Annotated in this window: 16 protein-coding genes; 14 read left to right on the top strand and 2 right to left on the bottom strand. The window is 71.0% G+C overall.

Annotated elements, in window-relative coordinates:
- Window positions 1-17 precede the first annotated feature (17 nt).
- Window positions 18-1,664, bottom strand: coding sequence for a hypothetical protein (locus AC07DS_RS09925; protein WP_479143966.1), 1,647 nt, complete (start codon window positions 1,662-1,664; stop codon window positions 18-20).
- A gap of 212 nt (window positions 1,665-1,876) precedes the next feature.
- Entirely contained in the window at window positions 1,877-4,075 is a 2,199-nt protein-coding gene (locus AC07DS_RS09920) for an elongation factor G-like protein EF-G2 (RefSeq protein WP_479143965.1), read from the bottom strand.
- A gap of 281 nt (window positions 4,076-4,356) precedes the next feature.
- On the opposite strand from AC07DS_RS09920, the gene pgsA reads away from it, so the two are divergent.
- The 14 genes from pgsA to AC07DS_RS09850 all read left to right on the top strand — a co-directional run bounded on the left by pgsA (window position 4,357) and on the right by AC07DS_RS09850 (window position 16,781).
- Entirely contained in the window at window positions 4,357-5,031 is a 675-nt protein-coding gene (gene pgsA, locus AC07DS_RS09915; protein ID WP_391335720.1) for a phosphatidylinositol phosphate synthase, read from the top strand.
- On the top strand, window positions 5,028-5,936 hold the full coding sequence (locus AC07DS_RS09910) for a phosphatidylinositol mannoside acyltransferase (protein WP_479143964.1): 909 nt from the start codon (window positions 5,028-5,030) through the stop codon (window positions 5,934-5,936). Before pgsA ends, AC07DS_RS09910 begins: the two co-directional genes overlap by 4 nt.
- Window positions 5,933-7,093 (top strand): glycosyltransferase family 4 protein, encoded by a 1,161-nt coding sequence (locus tag AC07DS_RS09905; RefSeq protein ID WP_479143963.1) that lies wholly within the window; start codon window positions 5,933-5,935, stop codon window positions 7,091-7,093. The genes AC07DS_RS09910 and AC07DS_RS09905 overlap by 4 nt, the downstream gene beginning before the upstream one ends.
- 48 nt (window positions 7,094-7,141) lie before the next feature.
- Window positions 7,142-7,684, top strand: a complete 543-nt coding sequence (locus AC07DS_RS09900) for a LemA family protein (RefSeq protein ID WP_479143962.1) — start codon at window positions 7,142-7,144, stop codon at window positions 7,682-7,684.
- 115 nt (window positions 7,685-7,799) lie between these two features.
- Window positions 7,800-8,705, top strand: a complete 906-nt coding sequence (gene pdxS, locus AC07DS_RS09895; RefSeq protein ID WP_145881170.1) for a pyridoxal 5'-phosphate synthase lyase subunit PdxS — start codon at window positions 7,800-7,802, stop codon at window positions 8,703-8,705.
- 13 nt (window positions 8,706-8,718) lie between these two features.
- On the top strand, window positions 8,719-9,324 hold the full coding sequence (pdxT, locus tag AC07DS_RS09890; RefSeq protein ID WP_145881167.1) for a pyridoxal 5'-phosphate synthase glutaminase subunit PdxT: 606 nt from the start codon (window positions 8,719-8,721) through the stop codon (window positions 9,322-9,324).
- 49 nt (window positions 9,325-9,373) lie between these two features.
- Window positions 9,374-10,126, top strand: coding sequence for a YebC/PmpR family DNA-binding transcriptional regulator (locus tag AC07DS_RS09885; RefSeq protein WP_479143961.1), 753 nt, complete (start codon window positions 9,374-9,376; stop codon window positions 10,124-10,126).
- Window positions 10,127-10,262: 136 nt separating this feature from the next.
- The gene (gene ruvC, locus AC07DS_RS09880; protein WP_094220709.1) at window positions 10,263-10,802 is read left to right on the top strand and encodes a crossover junction endodeoxyribonuclease RuvC; all 540 of its coding nucleotides are present in this window, start codon (window positions 10,263-10,265) and stop codon (window positions 10,800-10,802) included.
- Window positions 10,799-11,404 carry a Holliday junction branch migration protein RuvA gene (gene ruvA, locus AC07DS_RS09875; protein WP_479143960.1) on the top strand — a complete coding sequence of 202 codons (606 nt, stop codon included), beginning with the start codon at window positions 10,799-10,801 and terminating at the stop codon, window positions 11,402-11,404. Before ruvC ends, ruvA begins: the two co-directional genes overlap by 4 nt.
- Before the next feature lie 25 nt (window positions 11,405-11,429).
- The gene (ruvB, locus tag AC07DS_RS09870; protein ID WP_145881162.1) at window positions 11,430-12,524 is read left to right on the top strand and encodes a Holliday junction branch migration DNA helicase RuvB; all 1,095 of its coding nucleotides are present in this window, start codon (window positions 11,430-11,432) and stop codon (window positions 12,522-12,524) included.
- 176 nt (window positions 12,525-12,700) lie between these two features.
- A complete protein-coding gene (yajC, locus tag AC07DS_RS09865; protein ID WP_479143959.1) occupies window positions 12,701-13,207 on the top strand; it encodes a preprotein translocase subunit YajC in 507 nt (168 codons plus the stop codon).
- 140 nt (window positions 13,208-13,347) lie between these two features.
- A complete protein-coding gene (gene secD, locus AC07DS_RS09860; RefSeq protein WP_479143958.1) occupies window positions 13,348-15,123 on the top strand; it encodes a protein translocase subunit SecD in 1,776 nt (591 codons plus the stop codon).
- Window positions 15,124-15,126: 3 nt separating this feature from the next.
- The gene (gene secF, locus AC07DS_RS09855) at window positions 15,127-16,236 is read left to right on the top strand and encodes a protein translocase subunit SecF (RefSeq protein ID WP_479143957.1); all 1,110 of its coding nucleotides are present in this window, start codon (window positions 15,127-15,129) and stop codon (window positions 16,234-16,236) included.
- Window positions 16,233-16,781 carry an adenine phosphoribosyltransferase gene (locus AC07DS_RS09850; RefSeq protein ID WP_479143956.1) on the top strand — a complete coding sequence of 183 codons (549 nt, stop codon included), beginning with the start codon at window positions 16,233-16,235 and terminating at the stop codon, window positions 16,779-16,781. Before secF ends, AC07DS_RS09850 begins: the two co-directional genes overlap by 4 nt.
- The last annotated feature ends 105 nt before the right edge of the window (window positions 16,782-16,886 follow it).

The raw sequence follows: 16,886 nt of genomic DNA, 5'->3' as shown, positions 1-16,886 counted from the left end.
TCCGCAGAGGGCACCCCCTACGCGTCGTAGAGGTCTGCCTTCCTGGGCGACGCATCCTGCACCAGACCGCTGAGCACGGACGAGCGGTTGCCGAACTTCGCCGTGTCCACGCCGTTCTCCGCGAGGACCCGGAGTGCGGCCGAGTGCACCACCCGCAGCACCGGCGTGGCCGCGCGCAGCGCGTCGTCGGCCATGAAGCGGTGCCGCCAGGGCTGGTCGGCCCAGGCGTGCCTGAGTCCGAAGGGCTCGGGCAGCGCGAGGGAGCCGCCCAGCCAGTTGAGGAACGGCGGATACCAGGTCAGCGGGGCGCGCGCGGCGAGCCGCACCACCTCGTCGGTGGGGACCAGCGGCAGCTTGATCGTGCGACTCTCCCAGGGCTTGAGGGACTTGGCGACCTCCTTGGTCGGTGCCGCCGGCTTGGTCGTGAACAGCGGGTTCACCGGTCCCAGGGCGTGCCCGGTCACCTCGATGCGCAGCGTCTCGTGCAGCACGGTCACCGTGATCAGCATCGTGATGACCAACTGCCCGTCCCACAGCGTCCACTGCACGCCCAGGTAGTGGCGGTCACCGCTGCCGAACTGCTGCTTGTTGCAGATGTCCTGTATGGCGTGCGGTTTGACCTGGAACGCCTCGACGTCCGTGCCCGCCGGCCGGGACACCTCCTTGGCGTTCTCCCCGATCGGCGTGACGATCCAGTGCCGTATCGAGGGCCGCGGGAAGCCGCCGGTGTTCAGCGGGCCGCGCTCCAGCATCCGTAGCTGGTCGTGGATCGCGCGTACGACGTCCCAGCTGCGGAAGGGGTGGATCTCCCGGGTGGGGTCGGCGGGCACCAGGTCCTCGGCGAGCTGCCAGGCGCCCCAGCGGGTACCCATGCCGAGTATGCCCTTGGGGCCGGCGTAGAAGACCGCGTTGGACTGCTGCTCGGCGCTGAGCCGGGCCAGCGACTGGCGCAGCTGCTCGGCCGCGGTCTCGCCGGGGCTGCGCGGCACGGCCTCGGGGACCTTGGCGCCGACGCTGGTGCCCGAGAGCAGGCCGTCCCAGCGCGCCCGCAGGTCCTTCGCGGTGCGCTCGCAGATCTGCTTGGCCCAGAACCAGCCCAGCACCGGGGCGACGACGCAACCGCGCGCGTACCACGCCCAGAAACCGGTGAACGGCATCTTCAGCAGGAAGAGCGCGGCGAGCACGCCGACCCCGGCGAGCAGGGCGGTGGCGAGCGCGCCGGCCCGCTTGTCCTCGCGCTTGGCGACGAACGTGCGCAGCTGGAAGACGAGCAGCCAGCCGATGAGGCCCGGCAGGAAGATCAGGCCGCACACCACCATGACCAGGGACAGCCGGTTGTCCCGCTCCCGGCGGATGTTGTTGGCCGCCAGGCAGTGCTCCACGACGACCTGCGGCTCGGCGCCGAAGGACTGGATGAGCGGCTTGCGCCCGGGCGCGAGCATGCGGTCGACGACGGCCCGCGAGAAGGCCTCGCCGAGGTTCGGCTTGAGCAGGGCGATCCGGCCGGCCTTCACCGCCGACTGGTGCCACTCGTTGTCGGTCTTCTTGATGTCCTCGACCACGTTGTCCCGGTAGGCCGCCGAGGCCAGCGCGAAGGTCGCCGCCTGTCCCTCGTCGCCGGACACGGGCACCTGCGGTCCGTCCCACTCCGTGCCAACCGACATTCCCGCCCCCATCGCCGCCGGTGTCGCTTCTGCGGCCTTCCCGACTTCCCTGCCCCGCACACCTTTTGAACAGCGCGTCGTGCCGATACCGAGCCACTGCCGAACGAGTTCGGCACACCGTGATCAGGTGATCAGCGTATCCGCAGCCGCTGACACCGCGTCGGCGGACGGCCGAAGCCGCCCGCCGGCGCATGACGTCCACCGGTGGTGAACTACGAGGATTCTCCCGCCTGTTCGCGGATCCGCTCGGCGATCTGCGGCGGCATCGGCTCGTGCCGGGCGTACGCCCGGTCGAAGCGCGCCGTCCCGTGCGACAGGGAGCGCAGGTCGATCGCGTAGCGGCCGATCTCGAACTCGGGCACCTCGGCGCGGACCAGGGTCCGTCCGGAACCCACCTGCTCGGTGCCGAGCACCCGGCCGCGCCGGCTCGACAGGTCGCTCATCACCGCGCCCACGTAGTCGTCGGCGACCAGCACGGTCACCTCGGCCACCGGTTCCAGCAGATGGATCCGGGTCTGGCCCGCTGCCTCGCGCAGAGCCAGGGCGCCCGCCGTCTGGAAGGCGGCGTCGGAGGAGTCCACCGAGTGCGCCTTGCCGTCCAGCAGTGTGATCCGCACGTCCACCAGCGGATACGCGGCGACCACGCCCTTGGCGGCCTGCGCCCGTACGCCCTTCTCCACGGACGGGATGAACTGGCGCGGCACGGCGCCGCCCACCACCTTGTCCACGAACTCGATGCCCGAGCCGCCCGGCAGCGGCTCCACCTCGATCTCACAGATGGCGTACTGCCCGTGCCCGCCGGACTGCTTGACGTGCCGGCCGCGCCCCGCGGCCTTCGTGGCGAACGTCTCCCGGAGGGAGACCCGGTGCGGGACGACGTCGACCTGGACGCCGTACCTGCTGCGCAGCCGCTCCAGGGCGACGTCCGCATGGGCCTCGCCGAGGCACCACAGGACCACCTGGTGGGTGTCCTGGTTCTGCTCCAGGCGCATCGTCGGATCCTCGGCCACCAGCCGGCTCAGCCCCTGCGAGAGCTTGTCCTCGTCCGCCTTGCTGTGCGCCTGGATGGCGAGCGGCAGCAGCGGGTCCGGCATCTGCCAGGGTTCCATCAGGAGCTGGTCGTCCTTGGCCGAGAGCGTGTCCCCGGTCTCGGCGCGGCCGAGCTTGGCCACGCACACCAGGTCGCCCGCGACGGCGTGCGTCACCGGGCGCTGCTGCTTGCCGAAGGGCGTGGACAGCGCGCCGATCCGCTCGTCCACGTCGTGATCCTCGTGCCCGCGGTCGGCGAGGCCGTGCCCGGAGACGTGCACCGTCTCGTCGGGGCGCAGGGTGCCGGAGAAGACGCGGACCAGCGAGATCCGGCCGACGTACGGGTCGGAGGCGGTCTTCACGACCTCGGCGACCAGCGGGCCGCTCGTGTCGCAGGCCTTCAGCTCGCGCGGCTTGCCGTCGATGGTGGTGACCCCGGGCATCGGGTGCTCGACCGGGGTGGGGAACCCGCCGGTGATCAGTTCCAGCAGCTCGACGGTGCCGAGGCCCTGCCGGGCGCCGTCGGCGGCGGGGGCGGCCGCCAGGACCGGGAAGAAGGTGCCGCGCGCGACGGCCCGCTCCAGGTCGTCGATCAGTGTCTTGACGTCGATCTGCTCACCGCCGAGGTAGCGGTCCATGAGGGTCTCGTCCTCGCTCTCGGCGATGATCCCCTCGATCAGCCTGTTGCGGGCCTCCCCGATGGCCGGCAGCTGGTCCTCGCCGGGCTCGGCCTCCTTGCGCTCCCCGGACGCGTAGTCGAACAGCTTCTGCGACAGCAGCCCGATCAGCCCGGTCACCGGCGCGTGCCCGTCGGGTCCCTCCGGCCCGCGCAGCGGCAGGTACAGCGGCAGCACGGCGTCGGGGTCGTCGGCGCCGAAGGCCTCCGCGCACACCCGGGTCATCTCCTCGAAGTCCGCCCGGGCTGCCTCCAGGTGTGTGATCACGATCGCCCGGGGCATGCCGACGGCCTGGCACTCCTCCCAGAGCATGCGGGTCGAGCCGTCCACGCCGTCCGAGGCCGAGACGACGAAGAGGGCCGCGTCCGCCGCTCGCAGACCGGCCCTCAGCTCCCCGACGAAGTCGGCGTACCCGGGGGTGTCGAGGACGTTGATCTTGAACCCGTCCCATTCGACCGGGGCCAGGGAGAGCTGTACCGAGCGTTGCTGCCGGTGCTCGATCTCGTCGTAGTCGGAGACGGTGCCGCCGTCCTCAACGCGGCCCGCCCGGTTGACAGCCCCCGCGGTCAGCGCGAGGGCCTCCACCAGAGTCGTCTTGCCCGAACCGGAGTGGCCGACCAGCACCACATTCCGTACGGACGCGGGGTGGTCGGCCGCCACTGCCCTGCCGGCGGCCCCGGGGTGTGTTTGAGCCTTGTCGCCCATGATCCTGCCTCCCGTGGACGGTGAGGTCACTGTGGGCGCGGACACGCGGCACCGCGTCACTGGCGGCTCCTGCGACGCCCGCGGTCCTTCGAGCTTTCCACTCCCGTCATGCTGCGTCCATACGACGGACGCCGATCGCGCCACGCGCCCCCCGTGCGGGCGGGTGTGCACCGGTTCGCGGCACGTCTGTGGGTGCCCGCCCGTCACCCACGCGCGCGCGTGACTACGATGGGCCAGCCGGTGGCCACCAGGGCCGCGGCGCCACGACCGTCGGGAAGGCCATGCTGAACAAGTACGCGCGTGCATTCTTCACGCGTGTCCTCACACCGTTCGCCGCGTTTCTCATCCGGCGGGGCGTGAGCCCCGACGCGGTCACGCTCATCGGCACGGCCGGTGTGGTCGCGGGCGCGCTGGTCTTCTTTCCCAGGGGCGAGTTCTTCTGGGGCACGATCGTGATCACCCTGTTCGTCTTCTCGGACCTGGTCGACGGCAACATGGCCCGCCAGCTGGGCCGCTCCAGCCGCTGGGGCGCCTTCCTGGACTCCACGCTCGACCGGGTGGCCGACGGCGCGATCTTCGGCGGCTTCGCCCTGTGGTACGCGGGCAACGGCGACAACAACGCCCTGTGCGCCGTCTCGATCTTCTGCCTGGCCAGCGGCCAGGTGGTGTCGTACACCAAGGCGCGCGGCGAGTCGATCGGGCTGCCGGTCGCCGTCAACGGCCTCGTCGAGCGCGCCGAGCGGCTGGTGATCTCGCTGGTGGCGGCCGGTCTGGCCGGCCTCCACACGTTCGGCGTCCCGGGCATCCAGATCCTCCTCCCGATCGCCCTGTGGATCGTCGCCGTGGGCAGCCTCGTCACCCTCGTCCAGCGGGTCGTCACCGTCCGCCGGGAGTCCGCCGAGGCGGAGGCCGAGGCGGAGCAGAACGCGTCCCAGGGGAGGGAGGCGGCGAAGTGAGCACCGCCGACCGGTTCACCGACGCGCTGTACGGCCTCGGCTGGAGCACCGTCAAGAAGCTCCCGGAACCCGCCGCGGTCCGGCTCGGCCGGTCCGTCGCGGACCTCGCCTGGAAGCAGCGCGGCAAGGGCGTCCTGCGGCTGGAGGCGAACTACGCGCGCGTGGTGCCCGACGCCGGCCCCGAGCGCCTCGCCGAACTCTCCCGCGCGGGCATGCGCTCGTACCTGCGCTACTGGATGGAGTCCTTCCGGCTGCCCGCCTGGAGCGCCGAGCGCGTCAGGACGGGCTTCGACTGCACGGACGTGCACCACCTGACCGACGGCATCGCCTCCCCCCGGGGCCTGATCCTCGCGCTGCCGCACATGGCCAACTGGGACCTGGCCGGCGCCTGGGTCACCACCCGGCTGGAGACGCCGTTCACCACGGTCGCCGAGCGGCTGAAGCCCGAGTCGCTCTACGACCGCTTCGTCGCCTACCGCGAGGGCCTCGGCATGGAGGTCCTGCCGCACAGCGGCGGCACCGCCTTCGGCACCCTGGCCCGGCGGCTGCGCGACGGCGGCCTGGTCTGCCTGGTCGCCGACCGGGACCTGTCCGCGTCCGGCGTCGAGGTCGACTTCTTCGGCGAGCGGACCCGGATGCCCGCCGGCCCGGCCCTGCTCGCCCAGCAGACCGGCGCGCAGCTGATGCCCGTCACCCTCTGGTACGACGACTCGCCCGTGATGAAGGGCCAGGTGCATCCTCCGGTCGAGGTACCGGAGACAGGCGACCGGGCCGAGAAGACGTCTGTCATGACACAGGCACTGGCCGACGTCTTCGCCAAGGGGATCGCCGACCACCCGGAGGACTGGCACATGCTCCAGCGCCTGTGGCTCGCCGACCTCGACCCCGCGAAGGGACCCGCGTGAGAATCGGGATCGTCTGCCCGTACTCCTGGGACGTGCCCGGGGGCGTCCAGTTCCACATCCGCGACCTCGCCGAGTACTTCATCCGCCTCGGCCACGAGGTCTCCGTCCTCGCCCCGGCCGACGACGACACCCCGCTGCCGCCGTACGTCGTCTCGGCCGGCCGAGCGGTGCCGGTGCCGTACAACGGCTCGGTGGCCCGCCTCAACTTCGGCTTCCTGTCGGCCGCGCGGGTGCGGCGCTGGCTGCACGACGGCGCGTTCGACGTGGTCCACATCCACGAGCCCACCTCCCCGTCGCTCGGCCTGCTGACCTGCTGGGCGGCCCAGGGCCCCATCGTGGCCACCTTCCACACCTCCAACCCCCGCTCGCGCGCGATGATCGCCGCGTACGCGATCCTGCAGGCCGCGCTGGAGAAGATCAGCGCGCGCATCGCGGTCAGCGAGTACGCCCGCCGCACCCTGGTCGAGCACCTGGGCGGCGACGCGGTGGTCATCCCCAACGGTGTCGACGTCGACTTCTTCGCCAAGGCCGAGCCGAACCCCGAGTGGCAGGGAGACACGCTCGGCTTCATCGGCCGTATCGACGAGCCCCGCAAGGGCCTGCCGGTCCTGATGAAGGCCCTCCCGAAGATCCTCGCCGCCCGCCCGCAGGCGCGTCTGCTGGTCGCGGGGCGCGGGGACGAGGAGGCGGCCGTCGAGGACCTGCCCGAGGAGCTGCGTTCCCGCGTCGAGTTCCTCGGCATGATCAGCGACGAGGACAAGGCGCGCTTCCTGCGCAGCGTCGACCTGTACATCGCGCCCAACACCGGCGGCGAGAGCTTCGGCATCATCCTCGTCGAGGCCATGTCGGCGGGCGCCCCGGTCCTCGCCTCCGACCTGGACGCCTTCGTCCAGGTCCTGGACCAGGGCCAGGCGGGCGAGGTCTTCGCCAACGAGGACGCGGACGCCCTGGCCGAGGCCGCCGTACGCCTGCTGGCGGACCCGGACCGCAGGGCTGAACTGAGCGAGCGGGGCAGCGCCCACGTCCGCCGCTTCGACTGGTCCACCGTCGGCGCGGACATCCTGTCGGTGTACGAGACGGTCACCACCGGTACGTCGGCGGTGGCCACCGACGAGCGCACGGGGTTCAGGGCCCGGTTCGGGCTGGCGCGGGACTGAGGCGAGGGTCTGCTCCGGCCGGCCTCGCGGGCCGACTAACCTTCGCCCGTGACCGCAACCCTGATCTGGATCTTCGTCGCGCTCGTCGCCATCGGCCTCTATCTGAGCTGGACGGCAGGCCGGCTGGACCGGCTGCACGTGCGCATGGACGCCGCGCGGGCCGCGCTGGACGCGCAGCTGCTGCGGCGGGCCTCCGTGACCCAGGAACTCGCGACCTCGGGCGTCCTGGACCCGGCCGCCTCGATCGTGCTCTACGAGGCCGCGCACGCCGCCCGGCAGGCCGAGGAGGAGCAGCGGGAGGTCGCCGAGAGCGAGCTGAGCCAGGCGCTGCGCGCGGTGTTCGAGGCTCCGCAGCAGGTCGAGGCCGTACGGGAGGCCCCGGGCGGCGAGTCGGCGGCCCGCGAGCTGGCCGAAGCGGTACGCCGGGTCCCCATGGCCCGCCGCTTCCACAACGATGCCGTGGGAGCCGCCCGCAGGCTCCGGGAGCACCGCAAGGTGCGCTGGTTCCGGCTGGCCGGTCACGCCCCCTTCCCGCTGGCCTTCGAGATGGACGACGAGCCTCCCGCGGCGCTGGTGGAACGGGCCTCCTGAACCTTTGGTGGACCAAAAGGATCCACCGGGTTGCCATTGGCCCTTGCTGTGGCCTGGTCCACTCACGTTTCCTCTCTGAAGCAGAAAACCCTCTTTCACTTCAGTGAGGTCACCCGTGTCCACCACCGAGAACCAGGCTCCCGAGACCGGCACCGCCCGCGTGAAGCGCGGTATGGCCGAGCAGCTCAAGGGCGGCGTGATCATGGACGTCGTCACCCCGGAGCAGGCGAAGATCGCCGAGGACGCGGGCGCCGTCGCGGTCATGGCCCTGGAGCGAGTGCCCGCCGACATCCGCAAGGACGGCGGCGTGGCCCGCATGTCCGACCCGGACATGATCGAGGGCATCATCGACGCCGTCTCCATCCCGGTCATGGCGAAGTCCCGCATCGGCCACTTCGTCGAGGCCCAGGTGCTGCAGTCCCTCGGCGTCGACTACATCGACGAGTCCGAGGTCCTCACCCCGGCCGACGAGGTCAACCACTCCGACAAGTGGGCCTTCACCACCCCCTTCGTCTGCGGTGCCACCAACCTGGGCGAGGCCCTGCGCCGCATCGCCGAGGGCGCCGCGATGATCCGCTCCAAGGGCGAGGCCGGCACCGGCAACGTGGTCGAGGCCGTCCGTCACCTGCGCCAGATCAAGAACGAGATCGCCCGCCTGCGCGGCTACGACAACAACGAGCTGTACGCCGCCGCCAAGGAGCTGCGCGCCCCGTACGAGCTGGTCAAGGAGGTCGCCGAGCTGGGCAAGCTCCCGGTGGTCCTCTTCTCCGCCGGTGGTGTCGCCACCCCGGCCGACGCCGCCCTGATGCGCCAGCTCGGCGCCGAGGGCGTGTTCGTGGGCTCCGGCATCTTCAAGTCCGGCGACCCGGCCAAGCGCGCCGCCGCCATCGTGAAGGCCACCACCTTCTACGACGACCCGAAGATCATCGCGGACGCGTCCCGCAACCTGGGCGAGGCCATGGTCGGCATCAACTGCGACACCCTCCCCGAGGCCGAGCGCTACGCGAACCGCGGCTGGTAAGGCACCAAAAGACATGAACACCCCCGTCATAGGCGTCCTGGCTCTCCAGGGCGACGTACGGGAGCACCTCATCGCCCTGGCCGCGGCCGACGCCGTGGCCAGGCCGGTGCGGCGCCCCGAGGAACTCGCCGAGGTCGACGGTCTCGTCCTGCCCGGCGGCGAGTCCACCACCATCTCCAAGCTGGCCGTCCTCTTCGGAGTGATGGAGCCCCTCCGCGCGCGCGTACGCGACGGCATGCCCGTCTACGGCACCTGCGCCGGCATGATCATGCTCGCGGACAAGATCCTCGACCCGCGCTCGGGCCAGGAGACCATCGGCGGCATCGACATGATCGTGCGCCGCAACGCCTTCGGACGGCAGAACGAGTCCTTCGAGGCGGCGGTCGACGTCAGGGGCGTCGAGGGCGATCCTGTAGAGGGCGTCTTCATCCGCGCCCCCTGGGTCGAGTCCGTCGGGGCCGAGGCCGAGGTGCTCGCCGAGCACGAAGGCCACATCGTGGCGGTCCGTCAGGGCAACGCGCTCGCCACGTCGTTCCACCCGGAACTGACCGGCGACCACCGCGTGCACTCCCTGTTCGTCGACATGGTGCGCGCGAACCGGACCGCCGAGTCCTTGTAGGATCTCTGGCGTTCGTTGTTTGGATGGGTTACGCGAAGGAGACAGGCAGATGTCCGGCCACTCTAAATGGGCTACGACGAAGCACAAGAAGGCCGTGATCGACGCCAAGCGCGGCAAGCTCTTCGCGAAGCTGATCAAGAACGTCGAGGTCGCGGCCCGCATGGGCGGCGTCGACATCGAGGGCAACCCGACCCTTTACGACGCCATCCAGAAGGCGAAGAAGCAGTCGGTCCCGAACAAGAACATCGACTCCGCGGTCAAGCGCGGCGGCGGCCTCGAGGCCGGCGGTGCCGACTACGAGACGATCATGTATGAGGGCTACGGCCCGAACGGTGTCGCGGTGCTCATCGAGTGCCTCACCGACAACCGCAACCGCGCCGCCTCCGACGTCCGCGTCGCCATGACCCGCAACGGCGGCTCCATGGCCGACCCGGGCTCGGTGTCGTACATGTTCACCCGCAAGGGCGTCATCATCGTCCCCAAGGGCGAGCTGAGCGAGGACGACGTCCTGGGTGCCGTCCTGGACGCCGGCGCCGAGGAGGTCAACGACCTCGGTGAGACCTTCGAGGTCATCAGCGAGGCCACCGACCTGGTCGCGGTCCGCACCGCCCTCCAGGAGGCCGGGATCGACTACGACTCCGCCGACTCCAGCTTCGTGCCGTCCGTCCAGGTCGAACTGGACGAGGAGGGTGCCAAGAAGATCTTCAAGCTGATCGACGCCCTCGAGGACAGCGACGACGTGCAGAACGTCTTCGCCAACTTCGACGTGAGCGACGAGATCATGGAGAAGGTCGACGCGTAGCGCCGCCGCGGGCTGCACAGGTTCTCACGGGCCGACGGGACACCCCGTCGGCCCGTCGCCTTGTCTGGCGTTGGTGCGGGGCGTTGTCGGTGGCACCCGATAGCCTGCACAAACAGGCGATCGAAGGGAGGGGCGCGTGCGCGTGTTGGGGGTGGACCCCGGGCTGACGCGGTGCGGTGTCGGCGTGGTGGAGGGGGTCGCGGGCCGGCCGCTCACCATGCTCGGCGTCGGGGTCGTGCGGACACCTGCGGACGCCGACCTGAGCCTGCGGCTGCTCGCCGTCGAGCAGGGCATCGAGGAGTGGCTGGACGAGCACCGGCCCGAGTTCGTCGCCGTCGAGCGCGTCTTCAGCCAGCACAACGTGCGCACGGTGATGGGCACCGCCCAGGCCAGCGCCGTCGCCATGCTGTGCGCCGCCCGGCGGGGCATCCCCGTCGCCCTGCACACCCCCAGCGAGGTCAAGGCCGCCGTCACCGGCAGCGGCCGCGCCGACAAGGCCCAGGTCGGGGCCATGGTCACCCGCCTGCTGCGGCTCAGCGCCCCGCCGAAGCCGGCCGACGCCGCCGACGCACTCGCCCTCGCCATCTGCCACATCTGGCGCGCCCCCGCCCAGAACCGGCTCCAGCAGGCCGTCGCCCGGCACACAGTCCACGCAACGAAAGGCCGTACGGCATGATCGCGTTCGTCAGCGGCCCGGTCGCCGCCCTCGCCCCCGACTCCGCGGTGGTCGAGGTGGGCGGCATCGGCATCGCCGTCCAGTGCACCCCGAACACGCTCTCCGGCCTCCGCATGGGCGCTCAGACCAAGCTCGCCACCTCCCTGGTGGTGCGCGAGGACTCGCTGACCCTGTACGGCTTCGCGGACGACGACGAGCGCCAGGTCTTCGAACTGCTGCAGACCGCGAGCGGAGTGGGACCCCGCCTCGCCCAGGCGATGCTCGCCGTGCACACGCCGGACGCACTGCGCCGCGCCGTCGCCACCGGTGACGAGAAGGCCCTCATCGCGGTCCCCGGCATCGGCAAGAAGGGCGCGCAGAAGCTGCTGCTCGAGCTGAAGGACCGGCTCGGTGCCCCCACCGGCGCCCCCGCGGTCGGCGCCCCCGTCACCCAGGGCTGGCGCGACCAGCTGCACGCGGCTCTCATCGGCCTCGGCTACGCCACCCGTGAGGCCGAGGAGGCCGTGGCCGCCGTGGCGCCCCAGGCGGAGGCGGCGGGCGGCACACCCCAGGTGGGCGTGCTGCTGAAGGCCGCCCTGCAGACCCTGAACCGAGCCCGCTGACCCCCCATAGCCGAAGGCACATCACATGAACTGGGACGACACGACCGACAGCGCTGCCGATGAGCAGCCCGTCGGCCCCGCCGCGGAGCGGCTGGTGGGCTCTGTCGCCGACCGTGAGGACCAGGCCGTCGAGGCCGCCCTGCGCCCCAAGGACCTCGGCGAGTTCATCGGCCAGGAGAAGGTGCGCGAACAGCTCGACCTGGTGCTGCGCGCCGCACGCGCGCGGGGGGCGACCGCCGATCACGTGCTGCTCTCCGGCGCGCCCGGCCTGGGCAAGACCACGCTTTCAATGATCATCGCGGCCGAGATGGGCGCCCCCATCCGCATCACCTCCGGCCCCGCCATCCAGCACGCCGGCGACCTCGCCGCGATCCTCTCCTCCCTCCAGGAGGGCGAGGTCCTCTTCCTGGACGAGATCCACCGCATGTCCCGGCCCGCCGAGGAGATGCTGTACATGGCCATGGAGGACTTCCGGGTCGACGTCATCGTCGGCAAGGGCCCCGGCGCCACCGCCATCCCCCTGGAGCTGCCCCCGTTCACGCTGGTCGGCGCAACCACGCGCGCGGGACTGCTGCCGCCCCCGCTGCGCGACCGCTTCGGCTTCACCGCGCACATGGAGTTCTACGAGCCCGCCGAGCTGGAGCGGGTCGTGCACCGCTCGGCACACCTGCTCGACGTCGAGATCGAGCCGAACGGCGCCGCCGAGATCTCCGGCCGCTCCCGCGGCACGCCCCGTATCGCCAACCGCCTGCTGCGCCGCGTGCGCGACTACGCGCAGGTCAAGGCCGACGGCGTGATCACCCGCGAGATCGCCGCGGCCGCACTCGCCGTCTACGAGGTCGACGCGCGCGGCCTCGACCGCCTCGACCGGGCCGTCCTGGAGGCGCTGCTGAAGCTGTTCGGCGGCGGTCCGGTGGGCCTTTCCACGCTCGCCGTCGCGGTGGGGGAGGAGCGCGAGACCGTCGAGGAGGTCGCCGAACCTTTCCTGGTCAGGGAGGGTCTGCTGGCCCGCACCCCACGAGGCCGGGTCGCCACTCCCGCGGCCTGGGCGCACCTCGGACTGACGCCGCCCCGCTCGTCGGCGGGGGGAAACGGACAACAGGACCTGTTCGGGGCGTGACCGCTCCGTGACGGCGAGGGCAATGGCGGGAGCAGGAACCCAGGTGCCATGCTGAGCGTTGTTCCATGCACGCGGACTCGCTTAGACTCCGCCGATGCCGCCCTTGCGGGTGGCGCCGACCAACCCCCATCCATCAGGCCGCTCACCGCGCGGTCGCGCGAAGGAAATTCCGTCCCGTGAATGCCTTTACCCTTCTCCCCTTCATCGTGCTCATCGCGGCCATGTTCCTGATGACGCGCTCGTCCAAGAAGAAGCAGCAGCAGGCCGCAAACATGCGGAACGAGATGCAGCCCGGCTCCGGTGTCCGCACCATCGGGGGGATGTACGCGACGGTCAAGGAGGTCAACGAGGACACCGTCCTCCTCGACGCCGGCCCCGGCGTGGACCTCCTTTTCGCCAAGAACGCGATCGGCGCCGTCCTCACGGACGACGAGTACAACCGCATCGTCCACGGCATCGAGCACGACCTGAAGTCCGACGCCGACATCGTCCCGGACGACGCCTCCTCCCTCACCGAGACCGACGAGTCTGCCGACGCCGCTGCCGCCGCCTCCGACGACAAGGCCGTCGACCTCGGTAAGAAGGACGCCGACGAGGACAAGGCCGACGAGGCCCCCGAGGCCCCCGAGGCCAAGGCGGACGAAGAGCCGAAGAAGACCGACGGCGACACCGACGCGAAGTAGTCACGTCCGGGGTGCGGGGCGCGGACCGACCGCACCCCGAGCACCCCGGGCGCGTCTGTTTTCCGCACGGGAGCCCGACACCATGTCATGGCCGACCGCGCCGACCGGGCGCAGGGCGGCCCGAGAGGGAGTACGAGAAGGTGGCAGCACCTAAGAAGGGCCGGAGCGCGAGCGCCCAGAGCAAGCCAGGGCGCTCGCTGGCCCTCATCCTGATCGCCATCGTGGCGCTGACCGGGGGGATGTTCGCCTCCGGGCACAAGACTCCGCGTCTCGGCATCGACCTCGCGGGTGGTACGAGCATCACGCTCAAGGCGAAGCCCGACCAGGGGTCCGCGATCAACAAGGCCAACATGGACACCGCGGTCGACATCATGAACCGTCGTGTCAACGGCCTGGGCGTCTCCGAGGCGGAGGTGCAGACCCAGGGGAACGATCACATCATCGTGAACATCCCCAAGGGCACCAACTCCAAGGAGGCCCAGCAGCAGGTCGGCACCACCGCCAAGCTGTACTTCCGCCCGGTGCTCGCCAGCGAGCCCACGGGATCCGCCGCGAAGCCCTCGCCGAGCGCGTCCCCCAGCGGCAGCGGCTCGCCGAGCCCGTCGAGCAGCGCCTCCTCCAAGGAGAAGGCCTCCTCGTCCTCCTCCGGGTCCCCGACGCCGACGGCCACCGCCACCTCGCAGGGCCGTGCGGTCACCGACGCCCTGAAGGACGACGCCACGCCGTCGCCCTCCGGCTCCCCGAGCACCTCGTCCTCGCCGAGCCCGTCCGCGTCGTCCTCCGGCGGCACGGCCGACACCACCAAGCTCCAGGCGCAGTACGCCGCGCTGGACTGCTCCAAGCCCGCCCAGCGGGCCAACGCCGGCAAGGGTGCCAAGCCCGGCGAGGTCACCGTGGCCTGTGGTGAGAACGACAAGGTCTGGTACAAGTACCTGCTCGGCCCGGCCGCCGTGGACGGCACCGAGGTCAAGAAGGCCCAGGCCGTGATCGACACCCAGGGTGCCGCCGGCTGGCAGGTCCAGATGACCTTCACCTCCAGCGGGTCGAAGAAGTTCGCGAACATCACCGAGGAGCTGGCCAAGAAGCAGTCCCCGCAGAACGAGTTCGGCATCGTCCTCGACGGCGAGGTCGTCTCCAGCCCGTTCGTCCAGTCGGCCATCTCCGGCGGTCAGGCGGAGATCTCGGGCCACTTCACGCAGCAGGAGGCGCAGAGCCTCTCCAACATGCTGTCGTACGGCGCGCTGCCGCTGTCGTTCAAGGAGGAGACCGTCACCACGGTGACCGCCGCGCTCGGTGGTCAGCAGCTGCACGCCGGTCTGCTCGCGGGCGCGATCGGCCTCGCTCTGGTCGTGATCTACCTGGTCGCCTACTACCGCGGTCTGTCGATCGTGGCCATGGCGTCCCTGCTGGTCTCCGCGATCCTCACCTACGTGCTCATGGCGCTGCTCGGCCCGGCCATCGGCTTCGCGCTGAACCTGCCGGCCGTCTGCGGTGCCATCGTCGCCATCGGTATCACCGCGGACTCGTTCATCGTGTACTTCGAACGCATCCGGGACGAGATCCGTGAGGGCCGCACGCTGCGTCCCGCCGTCGAGCGGGCCTGGCCGCGCGCCCGGCGCACGATCCTGGTCTCCGACTTCGTGTCGTTCCTCGCCGCCGCGGTGCTGTTCATCGTCACCGTCGGCAAGGTGCAGGGCTTCGCGTTCACGCTCGGCCTGACCACCGTGCTCGACGTGGTCGTCGTGTTCTTCTTCACCAAGCCGCTGATGACCCTGCTCGCCCGCCGCAAGTTCTTCGCGAACGGCCACAAGTGGTCCGGCCTCGACCCGAAGAGCCTGGGTGCCCAGCCGCCGCTGCGCCGCACCCGCCGTCCCGCCGGTCCCGCCGCCGGCCCTGTCGACCCGAAGGAGGCGTGAGCGATGTCGAAACTCGGCAACCTCGGCGCTCGACTGCACCGCGGCGAGATCAGCTACGACTTCGTCGGCAAGCGCAAGATCTGGTACGGCGTCTCCATCCTCATCACCATCACGGCCATCCTCGGCCTGGCGGTGCGCGGCCTGAACATGGGCATCGAGTTCCAGGGCGGCGCGGTCTTCACCACGCCGACGGCGATGAGCACGTCGGTCGCGCAGGCGGAGGACTACGCGAAGTCCGCCTCCGGCCATGAAGCGGTCGTGCAGAAGCTCGGCAACGGCAGCCTGCGCATCCAGATCGCCGGTATCGACACCGACAAGTCGGACCAGATCAAGCAGACGCTGGCCAAGGACCTGAACCTCGACCCGGAGAAGCTCGCCGCCGACCTGGTCGGCCCGAGCTGGGGCGAGCAGATCGCCAACAAGGCCTGGGAGGGCCTGGCGATCTTCATGGTGCTCGTGGTGATCTACCTGGCGATCGCCTTCGAGTGGCGCATGGCCGTCGCGGCCCTCGTCGCGCTGATCCACGACATCACCATCACGACCGGTATCTACGCCCTGGTCGGCTTCGAGGTCACGCCCGGTACGGTCATCGGTCTGCTGACGATCCTCGGTTACTCGCTCTACGACACGGTCGTCGTCTTCGACAGCCTCAAGGAGCAGACCAAGGACATCACCAAGCAGACCCGCTGGACGTACAGCGACATCGCCAACCGGTCGATCAACGGCACGCTGGTCCGCTCCATCAACACCACCGTGGTCGCGCTGCTGCCGGTGGCGGGCCTGCTGTTCATCGGTGGCGGCTTCCTCGGGGCCGGCACGCTGAACGACATCTCGCTGTCGCTGTTCGTCGGCCTCGCGGCCGGTGCGTACTCCTCGATCTTCATCGCCACGCCGCTCGTCGCCGACCTCAAGGAGGCCGAGCCGGCGATGAAGGCGCTCCGCAAGCGGGTCCTGGCCAAGCGTGCCCAGGCCGCCGCCGAGGAGGGCTTCGCGGACGCGCGGTCCGCCGCCGGTGACGAGTCCGAGGACGCCGCTCCCGCCGTGGTGGGTCCGCGCAACCAGCCGTCGTCCCGCACCCGGGGCCGCGGCCGCCCCTCCGGGAAGCGTCGATGACCGAGCTCGCGGAGATCACGCCGCTGCTGCTCAGCCGCATCCGTGACGTGGCGGACTACCCGGAGCCCGGCGTGATGTTCAAGGACATCACGCCGCTCCTGGCGGACCCCGCCGCTTTCACGGCCCTCACGGACGCGCTGGCCGAGATCGCCGTCGGCACCGGCGCGACCAAGGTCGTCGGCCTGGAGGCCCGGGGCTTCATCCTCGGCGCCCCGGTCGCGGTCCGCGCGGGCCTCGGCTTCATCCCGGTGCGCAAGGCGGGCAAGCTCCCCGGAGCGACCCTGCGCCAGGCGTACGACCTGGAGTACGGCTCGGCGGAGATCGAGGTGCACGCGGAGGACCTGTCCTCCGGCGACCGTGTGCTGATCGTGGACGACGTCCTCGCGACCGGTGGCACCGCCGAGGCCGCGATCCAGCTCATCCACCGGGCGGGCGCCGAGGTCTCCGGCCTCGCGGTGCTCATGGAGCTGGGCTTCCTGGACGGCCGCGCCCGTCTGGAACCGGCGCTGAACGGGGCACCGCTCCAGGCGCTGCTCCAGATCTGACAGCTCTGACCGAACCGGGCACCAGGTGCTCCACGGCCGCTCCGGCACCACCGGGGCGGCAGTCGGCGTCCCCGTGCGGGACATGCGCGGCATGCCGGGAAAACA

The organism is Streptomyces sp. NPDC044064, from assembly GCF_056434245.1.
Note: the sequence above shows the minus strand (reverse complement) of the source record. Positions and strands in the feature narration are given on the sequence as shown.